This is a genomic window from Haloechinothrix halophila YIM 93223, from assembly GCF_000504245.1.
Classification (GTDB): domain Bacteria; phylum Actinomycetota; class Actinomycetes; order Mycobacteriales; family Pseudonocardiaceae; genus Haloechinothrix_A; species Haloechinothrix_A halophila.
Genome location: NZ_KI632509.1, coordinates 3,997,196 through 4,007,899, shown reverse-complemented (window position 1 = coordinate 4,007,899; position 10,704 = coordinate 3,997,196). Strand labels below are relative to the sequence as shown.

General features: G+C 66.6%; 11 protein-coding genes and 1 pseudogene. 8 read left to right on the top strand and 4 right to left on the bottom strand.

What is annotated here, in order from left to right:
- Positions 1-105: 105 nt before the first annotated feature.
- A pseudogene (locus AMYHA_RS28000) lies at positions 106-1,536 on the top strand (Hsp70 family protein); the annotation flags it as partial.
- An 85-nt stretch (positions 1,537-1,621) separates the two neighbouring features.
- On the opposite strand, the gene AMYHA_RS28225 reads toward AMYHA_RS28000, so the two are convergent.
- Positions 1,622-1,750, bottom strand: a complete 129-nt coding sequence (locus AMYHA_RS28225) for a hypothetical protein (RefSeq protein WP_269189764.1) — start codon at positions 1,748-1,750, stop codon at positions 1,622-1,624.
- A gap of 78 nt (positions 1,751-1,828) precedes the next feature.
- On the opposite strand from AMYHA_RS28225, the gene AMYHA_RS18310 reads away from it, so the two are divergent.
- The 7 genes from AMYHA_RS18310 (at position 1,829) to AMYHA_RS18280 (ending at position 8,038) form a co-directional block, all read left to right on the top strand.
- Complete coding sequence (locus AMYHA_RS18310; RefSeq protein WP_034272935.1) at positions 1,829-2,023, top strand: DUF3046 domain-containing protein; 195 nt, start codon at positions 1,829-1,831, stop codon at positions 2,021-2,023.
- A 219-nt stretch (positions 2,024-2,242) separates the two neighbouring features.
- The gene (gene recA, locus AMYHA_RS18305; protein WP_034272932.1) at positions 2,243-3,280 is read left to right on the top strand and encodes a recombinase RecA; all 1,038 of its coding nucleotides are present in this window, start codon (positions 2,243-2,245) and stop codon (positions 3,278-3,280) included.
- Between the two features lie 4 nt (positions 3,281-3,284).
- The gene (locus AMYHA_RS18300; RefSeq protein ID WP_034272930.1) at positions 3,285-3,860 is read left to right on the top strand and encodes a regulatory protein RecX; all 576 of its coding nucleotides are present in this window, start codon (positions 3,285-3,287) and stop codon (positions 3,858-3,860) included.
- Positions 3,861-4,104: 244 nt separating this feature from the next.
- Positions 4,105-4,398 (top strand): hypothetical protein, encoded by a 294-nt coding sequence (locus AMYHA_RS18295; RefSeq protein WP_034272928.1) that lies wholly within the window; start codon positions 4,105-4,107, stop codon positions 4,396-4,398.
- 121 nt (positions 4,399-4,519) lie between these two features.
- The gene (locus AMYHA_RS18290) at positions 4,520-5,326 is read left to right on the top strand and encodes a hypothetical protein (RefSeq protein WP_231104805.1); all 807 of its coding nucleotides are present in this window, start codon (positions 4,520-4,522) and stop codon (positions 5,324-5,326) included.
- A gap of 34 nt (positions 5,327-5,360) precedes the next feature.
- The gene (locus tag AMYHA_RS18285) at positions 5,361-7,289 is read left to right on the top strand and encodes a fumarate reductase/succinate dehydrogenase flavoprotein subunit (RefSeq protein WP_034272924.1); all 1,929 of its coding nucleotides are present in this window, start codon (positions 5,361-5,363) and stop codon (positions 7,287-7,289) included.
- A complete protein-coding gene (locus AMYHA_RS18280) occupies positions 7,286-8,038 on the top strand; it encodes a succinate dehydrogenase/fumarate reductase iron-sulfur subunit (protein ID WP_034272922.1) in 753 nt (250 codons plus the stop codon). Before AMYHA_RS18285 ends, AMYHA_RS18280 begins: the two co-directional genes overlap by 4 nt.
- Positions 8,039-8,229: 191 nt before the next feature.
- On the opposite strand, the gene AMYHA_RS18275 is transcribed toward AMYHA_RS18280, so the two are convergent.
- The 3 genes from AMYHA_RS18275 to AMYHA_RS18265 all read right to left on the bottom strand — a co-directional run bounded on the left by AMYHA_RS18275 (position 8,230) and on the right by AMYHA_RS18265 (position 10,695).
- Positions 8,230-9,057, bottom strand: coding sequence for an amino acid ABC transporter permease (locus AMYHA_RS18275; RefSeq protein ID WP_034272920.1), 828 nt, complete (start codon positions 9,055-9,057; stop codon positions 8,230-8,232).
- Positions 9,054-9,704, bottom strand: coding sequence for an amino acid ABC transporter permease (locus AMYHA_RS18270; RefSeq protein ID WP_231104804.1), 651 nt, complete (start codon positions 9,702-9,704; stop codon positions 9,054-9,056). The genes AMYHA_RS18275 and AMYHA_RS18270 overlap by 4 nt, the downstream gene beginning before the upstream one ends.
- 85 nt (positions 9,705-9,789) lie before the next feature.
- Positions 9,790-10,695: a glutamate ABC transporter substrate-binding protein gene (locus AMYHA_RS18265; protein WP_034272918.1), complete on the bottom strand. Its 906-nt coding sequence runs from the start codon at positions 10,693-10,695 to the stop codon at positions 9,790-9,792.
- Positions 10,696-10,704 lie beyond the last annotated feature (9 nt).

Below are 10,704 nucleotides of genomic sequence, written 5' to 3'. Positions count from 1 at the left end.
TGGCACCGACATCCTGGTGCGCTGCGGTGGGGCCGCGTCGGCGTGTGACCACGGCATGGCAGCATCGGCGGGAGTGCCGTGCGCACATGGGCGAGGGGAGAGTCTGTGCGGGTTTTGTCGGTTGATCTCGGCACGTCGAACACCGTGGCGGTGCTCGCTGACGGGGCCACGCCGCCGCGCGTCGTCGACGTGGACGGGGCGGCGACCATGCCATCCGCGGTGTTCGCCGAGGACAACGGCACGATCCTGGTCGGAAGGGACGCGGAACGCAAGGCCCGGCTCGACCCCACCCGGTTCGAACCGAACCCCAAGCGGCGCATCGACGAGCAGCGACTGGCGCTCGGCGACGACGTCATCGCGGTCAGCGAGGCGCTGGCCGCCGTGCTGCGGCGAGTGCTCGAGGAGGCCTCCCGGCAGCTCGGTGGCGGTCAGCCCGACGAGGTGAGGCTGACTCATCCCGCGCAGTGGGGCGAGGATCGTTGCGCCGTACTGCGCGCGGCCGCACGGCAGGCCGGGGTCGTCGGCTCGGTCACCCTGGTGCCGGAACCGGTCGCCGCTGCCGCCCATTTCGCCTCGCTACCCGGCAGAGCGCTCGCGCCAGGTCAGGCGCTCGCCGTGTACGACGTCGGCGCGGGCACCGTCGACGTCGCGATCGTCGCGGCGGCGCCAGACGGCGGGTTCACCGTGCTCGCTGAGGACGGCCTCGCCGACCTGGGCGGCATCGACGTCGACGAGACACTGCTCATCCACATCGGACGCGAGGTCTCGCACACCGATCCGCGGCGCTGGCAGGGACTACTGCGTCCGGCGTCGACGGCAGAGCGCAGGACACGGCGCATGCTGCAGGACGACGTCAAGGCGGCCAAGGAAGCGTTGTCGCGGCACAAGCAAACCCAGGTGCTGCTGCCGGAACCGTTCGCGGACGTCCAGCTCACGCGTGCCGAACTCGAGGCGCTGGTGCGCCCGGCCATGCTGCGCGGCGTCGAACTGATGGCGCGGACACTGACGAGGGCGAGCCTGGCCCCGCGGAGCCTCGCGGGAATCGCCCTGGTCGGCGGGTCGAGCAGGCTACCGCTGATCGGCAGCATGGTCGCGGAGAAGCTGGGCGTCGTGCCGGTAAGCATGGACCAGCCGGAGGCGGCCGTCGCGTTCGGCGCGTTGCACGTCAGCGCCAATCGCCGGAGTGCGTCACACCCGCGTCCGGGTGATCCGGCGACCAGCGGTCCGCACACCGTTCCCGCCACGAGCGGCTCTGCCGCGACGAGCATGCCGTACCCGCACGCGCAGGGCGGGTACCCGCCCGCGATGCCGCCAGGCCCCTCGGGTCCACCACCCCCGCGGCGACCGATGGCGCCCGGACATCCCGGTCCGCCAGGGTCGCGCCCGCCGGGCCGATTCCCGGCGCCCCGGCAACCGCCCACGCGTTCCGGTGCCGGGAGACGCCTGCTGCTGCTCGGTGGCCTCGTGGTCGCACTGGTCGTCGCGCTGATCGTGGTCGGCGTGCTGCTGGGCGGATCCGGCACGAGCGCAGGCACCGGCCCCGGCGCGGACGGCGATCTCAGGCAGGCCACCGCGCTGGCCGACTACGTCCAGGTCAGGGTGCAGCCCGGCGAGTGACGCCTCAGCGGTCGTCGCGGTTTCGACGCCAGGCGATGATCAGGGTGACGAGCGCGGTGCCGGCCACGACGACGGCGGCCAGCCGTATGGCGATGTCCGCCCATTCGGGCGCGTTGAGCTGAGCGATAAGCACGGCCGCAACGGTACCCGTGGCCGCGAGTGGCCGAGTTCGCTGCCGGTACCGTGAGGCTCGTCCGAGGGAAGGAGGACAGTGCGGATCACGGTGTTTCGCAGGCTGATGGCCGAGGAGTTCGGCGGCATCAGGGCGGCGACGCTGCTGAGTGACCATGTCATCGGCTCGCTCGGCGGAAGGACCCCCGAGCAGGCGCTGGCGGCGGGGGTCCCGGCGAAGGACATCTGGCGCGCGGTCTGCGAGGAGTTCGATATTCCCCGGGAACGCCGCTGACTCGCGCCTGGCAGCCGCTGAGTGGGCAGCTGAGCGGGCACCGGTCAGATTTTCGCGCTACCTTTCGGCGTGTCGCACCGGCATCGAACGTCTGTTCGTCTATCATGGGCGCGCGGTGAGTGGCCCGGACGCATCCGCCACGCACCACGATTGTCGGTCCCCGGCCGTACTGTCGGCCCCGACGCACAACACAGGCTTCTAACAGCGAGGTGGAATCCCATGGCAGCACCGGATCGGGACAAGGCGCTCGAACTCGCCCTTGCGCAGATCGACAAGCAGTACGGCAAGGGGTCGGTGATGCGACTCGGCGATGAGGAGCGCGCGCCCATTCAGGCGATCCCCTCTGGCGCCATCGCGCTCGATGTCGCGCTCGGCATCGGGGGGCTGCCACGCGGCAGGGTCGTCGAGGTTTACGGCCCGGAGAGCAGCGGTAAGACCACCGTCGCGTTGCACGCGGTCGCCAACGCGCAAACGGCGGGCGGCATCGCGGCTTTCATCGACGCCGAGCACGCGCTGGATCCGGAGTACGCCAAGAAGCTCGGCGTCGACACCGACTCGCTGCTCGTCTCACAGCCGGACACCGGGGAGCAGGCGCTGGAGATCGCCGACATGCTGATCCGCTCCGGTGCGCTGGACATCGTGGTCATCGACTCGGTCGCCGCGCTGGTGCCGCGCGCCGAGATCGAGGGTGAGATGGGCGACTCGCACGTTGGGTTGCAGGCGCGGCTGATGAGTCAGGCGCTGCGGAAGCTGACCTCGGCGTTGCACACGTCCAACACCACCGCGATCTTCATCAACCAGCTGCGGGAGAAGGTCGGCATCATGTTCGGCTCACCGGAGACCACCACCGGTGGCAAGGCGCTGAAGTTCTACGCCTCGGTGCGGCTGGACGTGCGCCGGATCGAGACGCTCAAGGACGGCGGCGAGCCGGTCGGCAACCGGACCAGGGTCAAGGTCGTCAAGAACAAGGTCGCTCCGCCGTTCAAGCAGGCCGAGTTCGACATCCTCTACGGGGTCGGTATCTCGCGCGAGGGATCACTGATCGATATGGGCGTCGACCAGGGCATCCTGCGCAAGTCCGGTGCCTGGTACACCTACGAGGGCGATCAACTCGGCCAGGGCAAGGAGAACGCGCGGCGCTTCCTGCGGGACAACCCGGACATCGCCAACGAGGTCGAGAAGCGGATCAAGGAGAAGCTCGGCATCGGCCCGACGCTGGACACCGAGGACGCCGCGCCCGCCCCGGTTGAGTTCTAGGTCCATGGCACGGCAGGCCAACCGCGGCAGCCAGACGGCTGACGAGGCCAGCGAGACCGAACAGGCCGGTCCCGACGAGCGGTTCCGGGAGGCCAAGTCCGTCTGTCTCCGGCTGCTCGCGGTGCGTCCCCGCACCAGGTCTGGGCTCGCCACGGCCCTCGCGCGCAAGGGATTCGACGACGAGACCTCCGGTGAGGTGCTGGACCGGCTCGAACGGGCCAAGCTGATCGACGACGCCGAGTACGCCGAGATGATGGTGCGGTCCAAACACACCCACCAGGGGCTCGGCAGAAAAGGTGTGAAGTCGCAGCTGATCCGGCAGGGCATCGACGCCGACACCGCCGAGCACGCGGTGAGTGCGATCGACCCTGCCGAGGAAGAGCACCGGGCGCGCGAACTGGTCCGCAAGCGGATGCGGGGCATGGCGCGGCTCGATGACCGGGCCGTCATCCGGCGGCTGGTCGCCGCCCTCGCTCGCAAGGGCTATCCGGAGGGGCTGGCCTACCGGGTGGTGCGCGAGGAGCTTGCCTCGGCGGGGCGTGACACCGACCCGCTGGAGGGAACCGCCGAGGAATCGTGACCGCGCCGCGCTCAGCGGCTCCATGATCGGGATCGTGACTCAGGTCCGCGATGGCGACCACGATGCGGTGTCACGGCCGGTCGGGGCCCCGAGTGCGGCTGCGCTGTGACGCCGACTACAGTGCGGTGCCAAGGATCGGCGTGTGGTACTTGTCACTAGATCTCGATCAAGGCAGAGTCAATCATGCGACGCCACGGCTCAGCAGGGCTGCGGCATGATCATTGACTGGCATGGAGGTGCCGACGTGGCGACCAGCGAGATGGCGGAACTTCGACGGGGAATCGGCCAGCTACGCCAATGCCTAGGCGCGTTACGCAGCCGATACGGCGACGCGCCTGTCGTGCGGCGGCTTGCCAACGATCTCGACCGCCTCGACATCGATGCCGACGAGTTCGAGGTCTCGCACCCTGTGCCGGTGCAGCAGCGTTCCCAGGATCGGTCCGAGGTCATCGTCGTGCCCGACACGCCCTACGACGAGTCGCTCTGGGCAGGTGCGGATGACGAAGGTGTCGGCGGCTACCACGGCGAGCGCTCGTGACGGCGGCTCGGCTCGACCACGCGAGGGCAGGCCGTAGCTCCGCCCTCGCGGCCGACTACGCACGGTTCCTGATCAACGGGACGTTGGTGCGCCGAGACGTCCGGCACTGGAGGTACACACTGTGACGTCGACCGAGACCGGGGTATACGCGCCGCCACGCGCCCGCCTGCCCGTCCCCTCGTTGCGGACCGACCGCTGGTGGGTGCCGCCACTGCTCACCGTCGTCGGCCTGTCGATCTTCGTGATCTACGCGACGTTCCGGGCATTCCAGCAGAATTACTACTGGGTCGGCGACTACCACTACCTGACGCCGTTCTACTCGCCATGCATGTCGAACGGCTGCCTCGAGGGTGCGGCCCACTTCGGCCGGTTCCTGCCGGATCACCCGCTGGTCCCGTACGCCGCGTTGAGCCTGCCATTGCTGCTGTTGTTCCGGCTGACCTGCTACTACTACCGCAAGGCGTACTACAGGTCGTTCTGGCTCTCGCCACCGGCGTGCGCGGTGCCCGAGCCGCACAGCCGCTACACCGGCGAGACCCGGCTGCCGCTGATCCTGCAGAACGTGCACCGCTACTTCTTCTACGCAGCGGTGATCATCTCGGTGATCAACACCTATGACGCCATCCTCGCCTTCCATTCCCCGGATGGCGGGTTCGGTCTCGGGCTCGGCAACTTCATCCTGGTCGGCAACGTGGTGCTGCTGTGGTGCTACACGCTGTCGTGTCACTCGTGCCGGCACGTGACCGGCGGCCGGTTGAAGCATTTCTCGAAACACCCAGTCCGCTACTGGTTGTGGACCAAGGTGTCGTTGTTGAACACCCGGCACATGGAGTTCGCCTGGATCACGATCGGCACGCTGATCCTGACCGACCTCTATGTGTTCCTGGTGGCCAGCGGTGCGATCACCGACCTGCGCATCATCGGCTGAGGCCGGTTCGTCCCCACAGTGCTGAGGTGAATGAGTGACCGAGGTAGAACGCCACAACTATGACGTTGTCGTGATCGGCGCCGGTGGCGCCGGGCTGCGTGCGGCGATCGAGGCGAGACAGCGCGGGCTGACCACGGCGGTGATCTGCAAGTCGTTGTTCGGCAAGGCCCACACCGTGATGGCCGAGGGCGGCTGCGCCGCCTCGATGGGCAACGTCAACTCGAACGACTCCTGGCAGGTCCACTTCCGCGACACCATGCGGGGCGGCAAGTTCCTCAACAATTGGCGGATGGCCGAGCTGCACGCCAAGGAAGCGCCGGACCGGGTGTGGGAGCTGGAAACCTACGGCGCCCTGTTCGACCGCACCGAGGACGGCCGCATCAGCCAGCGCAACTTCGGCGGCCACACGTACCCGAGGCTGGCGCACGTCGGTGACCGCACCGGCCTTGAGCTGATCCGCACCATGCAGCAGAAAATCGTGTCGCTGCAGCAGGAAGACAAGGCCGAGTTCGGCGACTACGAGGCCAAGCTCAAGGTCTTCCAGGAATGCACCATCACCGAGCTGCTCAAGGACGACTCCGGGGCGATCTCCGGCGCGTTCGGCTACTGGCGCGAGTCGGGCCGGTTCGTGCTGTTCGAGACCGGCGCCGTGATCATGGCTACCGGCGGCATCGGCAAATCGTTCCAGGTCACCTCGAACTCATGGGAGTACACCGGCGACGGGCACGCGCTGGCCGCGCGGACTGGCGCGAGCTTGATCAACATGGAGTTCGTGCAGTTCCACCCGACAGGCATGGTCTGGCCGCCGAGTGTGAAGGGCATCTTGGTCACCGAGGGCGTGCGCGGTGACGGCGGAGTCTTGAAGAACTCCGAAGGCAAGCGGTTCATGTTCGACTACGTCCCCGACGTCTTCAAGGGGCAGTACGCCGAGACCGAGGAAGAAGCCGACCGCTGGTACACCGACCCGGACAACAACCGCCGCACGCCGGACCTGTTGCCACGGGACGAGGTCGCCCGCGCGATCAATACCGAGGTCAAGGAAGGCCGCGGTTCCCCGCACGGCGGCGTCTACCTCGACATCGCCAGCCGGATGCCCGACGAGGAGATCAAGCGCAGGCTGCCGTCGATGTATCACCAGTTCAAGGAACTGGCCGATGTGGACATCACGGCCGAGCCGATGGAGGTCGGCCCCACCTGCCACTACGTGATGGGCGGCATCGAGGTCGACCCCGACACCGGTGAGTCGACCGTGCCGGGGCTGTTCGCCGCTGGCGAGTGTTCCGGCGGGATGCACGGCTCGAACCGGCTCGGTGGCAACTCGCTGTCCGACCTTCTGGTGTTCGGCAGGCGGGCCGGGCTCGGTGCCGCGAACTACGTCGAGTCGCTCGAGCGCAAACCGGTCGTGCTGCAGTCCGACATCGACGCGGCCGCGCGGTCGGCGGTGTCGCCATTCGAACCCGCCGAGGGCGAGGGTGCGCGGGAGAACCCATACACCCTGCAGCACGAACTCCAGCAGACGATGAACGACCTCGTCGGGATCATCCGTACTGCCGATGAGATCGAGCGGGCGCTCGGCAGGCTCGCCGAGATCCGCTCGCGGGTGCGCAACGTCGTTGTCGAGGGTCACCGGCAGTTCAACCCCGGCTGGCACCTGGCGATCGACCTCCGCAACATGATGGTTGTCAGCGAGGCGGTAGCCAAGGCAGCGTTGCTGCGCACCGAAAGCAGGGGCGGTCACACCAGGGATGACTTCCCAATGCTCGACTCGGACTGGCGGAACCGGCTGTTGTCCTGCCGGGTGTCCGGCGAAGACCAGGTGGTTCCCGATGTCGTGGTCGAGCCGAAGGAGCAGGTGCCAATGCGCCAAGACCTGCTCGAACTGTTCGAACTGTCCGAACTGGAGAAGTACTACACCGAGGCGGAGCTGACCACGCATCCCGCTGCCCAGGGAGACACCGCATGAGCTACAAGGGCCAATTCCGAGTATGGCGCGGCGATTCGGACGGCGGCTCGCTGGAGGACTTCGAGGTCGAGGTCAACGAAGGCGAGGTCGTGCTCGACATCATCCACCGGCTGCAGGCCACCCAAGCACCGGATCTGGCGGTGCGATGGAACTGCAAGGCGGGCAAGTGCGGCTCGTGCTCGGCGGAGGTCAACGGCAGGCCACAGTTGCTGTGCATGACGCGGATGTCGCTGTTTGACAAGGACGAGGTCATCACCGTCACCCCGATGCGGGCGTTCTCGGTTGTGCGCGACCTGGTCACCGACGTGTCCTACAACTACGAGAAAGCCCGCGAGGTGCAGGCGTTCACTCCGCCAGAGAAGCTGCAGCCGGGGGAGTACCGGATGCAGCAGGAGGACGTCCAGCGCTCGCAGGAGTTCCGCAAGTGCATCGAATGCTTCCTGTGTCAGGACACCTGTCACGTGGTGCGTGACCACGAGGAGAACAAGCTCGAGTTCTCCGGGCCGAGATTCCTGATGCGGATCGCGGAACTGGAGATGCACCCGCTGGACGCCGCCGACCGGCGCGACACCGCGCAGGACGACCACGGCCTCGGCTACTGCAACATCACCAAGTGCTGTACCGAGGTGTGCCCGGAAAACATCAAGATCACCGACAACGCGCTGATCCCGATGAAGGAGCGCGTCGCGGGTCGCCGTTACGACCCGGTGGTGTGGCTGGGCAACAAGCTGTTCAAGCGCGGTAAGTAGCGCTCGCAGAAGGCAAACGATCTGACGACCGAGGTCCGCCCCCATGCCGTTGAGTTGACGGTGTGGGGGCGGACCTCAGTCGTGTCACCCCTTGTTCGTGGCGCGATATTCGCCGCCACCGGAGCGTCACGCCTGCGGCTGAGGTGGTGGAGCGATTGTGTATGTGCTGATCAGAGCGTGCGTGACCGTCGCTACTCCACACCCTCATCGACGTGCACGACGGTCGTGCCTTGGCGCCGGAGTCGTGATTCGAGATGGACTGCCAGCCTCGACAGCGAGTAGTTGATCACGATGAACACTGCGGCGAGAACGATCCCGACAGCGATGGGGTTGTTGTACTGGATCGACGTGAAGATCAAGTCGCCTTCGTGCACGAAGCCGGAGTAGCCGATGATGAAGCCAAGTGCGGTGTCCTTGAGAGCGACAACGCATTGGCTGATGATCGCTGGGAGCATCGTACGGATCGCCTGCGGTGCCAGGACGAGCAGCATGACCTGGTATTTGCGCATGCCAATGGAGTACGCGGCCTCGCGCTGCCCCCGTGGCACCGCGAGCAGACCTGCTCGGAAGATCTCGGCAAGCACGGCCCCGTTGTAGAGCGTCAGAGCGATTACCAATGACCCGAACGGGCCGAGGGCCCAGCCGTAAGCGATGAACAAGAACAGGATCAGCAGCAGCAGCGGAACGGCACGGAAGAACTCCACCACGACTAGGCAGGGCCAGCGCACCAGTGCGTGGTCGGAGAGCCTGCCGAAGGCGAAGACCGCGCCGAACACCACGGCCATGCCGATGGCGGTGGCCGCGGCCGCCAGGGTGAACAACAATGCCTCGGCCAAGCCGAGCACGATTCCCGGAACCGTCAGGAACGACCACTGGTCTGGGGTGATCGCCTCTTCGACCCAGAGTTTCCAGCCGAGTAGGCCAAGGAAGGCGACGATGGCCGCACCACCGACGATGGTGCCGATGCGGTGCCTGGCACGCGCTCGTGGGCCTGGGACGTCGAACAGCACCGAGTTCATCGAACCACCGCCAGACGCCGTTCGATCATTCCCGCGATACCCGAGATCACGAGCACAATGATGACGTAGCCGGCCGCGATGCCGAAGAAGGAGAACCAGAGGAAGCTGGCGAAGTCCCGGATGAGATTGCTCAGCTGACCGGTCGCCTCCACGACTCCAAAGGCCGCGGCGACCGCGGTGTTCTTCGCGAGCGCGATGTAGACACTGGCCAACGGTGGTATGACCGCGCGGATGGCCTGCGGAAGCACGATGATGCCCAAGGATTGGCCAAACGTCATGCCGATCGAGCGGGATGCCTCAGCCTGTCCCACATCGACGGTGTTGATACCCGAACGGATGGCTTCACAGACGAACGAGGCGGTGTAGGTCGCCAGCGTGATGATGGCGAACCATTCGAAGGAGATCCTGACGCCGACCGTCGGCAAACCCTCGACGGCGAGAAGGAACAGCACCACGAGCGGGGTGTTGCGAAAAATGTTGACGTATGACGTGCCGAAAGCGCGTAGCGGCGGAACCGGTGACACGCGCATCGCCGCGAGAATCGTTCCGACGATCCCAGCGATCAGGGCGGACCAGCCCAGCATTCTCAGCGTAACCGCGAAACCGTCAGCCAAGCGCGCTAACAGTTCGGGCAGGTACTCATCCACGAACGGTAGCTCCTAGTACGGGGATGGCGAGGGTGCGGCGTCCGGGGCCCTCATCGCGGGCCCCGGACGCCGCAATGCGCCGCAATTATGCCGAAGGACAGGGATCGGTCTCGGGTGGCTCTGGGGTCTCGACCCCTGCCTGACCGAGCGTGGACTCGAACGCGGTGTTCCAGCTGCCGTTCTCGAACGAGTTGTTGATGGTGTCCGTCAGGAACTGACACATCTCGGCGTCACCCTTGGAGTAGCCGATGCCGTATCGCTCCTCGGAAAACTCCGGTCCAACGACCTCGAGGTTGTCCGGGTCCTGCGCGGCGTACCCGAGCAGGATGGCACCGTCGGTCGTGACCGCGTCGACGGTGTCGTTCTGCAGTTGCCGCACGCACGCGGAGTACGTGTCGAAGGGGGTGGGATCGGCACCGTACTCCTCGGTGACGGTCTGGATCGACGTGGAACCCGTGACGGAGCAGACCTTGACACCCTCCAAGTCGTCCGGGCCGGCGATCGTGTCCTTGTCCTCTTCACGAACAAGCAGCTGCTGACCGGTCACGTAGTACGGGCCCGCCTGCCCGACGACCTTCTGCCGGTCTTCGGTGATGGAATAGGACGCGATGACGAGATCGACGACATCGTTCTGCAGGAACGGCTCCCGGTTGTCGGACACCGTCTCCTTCCACTCAATGTTGTCGGGCGAGATGCCGAGCTGGCCTGCGACGATCTTGGCCATCTCGATGTCGAACCCGACGGGAGCGTCCTCGCCAGGAGGCATTTGCCCGATGCCAGGCTGGTCGAACTTCACTCCGATGGTGATATTGCCCTGCTCCGCGAGATCGGCCATCGTCGTGCCGGACTCGAACTCGGGGTTGTCCACCACCTCGTACTCGGACTCGGCACCTCCGCCAGTGCCGGTGCCGTTGCCGTCGTCGCCGCAGGCCGCGAGCGCCAGGCCCAGGGTGAGAGCGCCTACCAAGGCTTTGGTTCTGAATGGACGCATTCGTTTCCC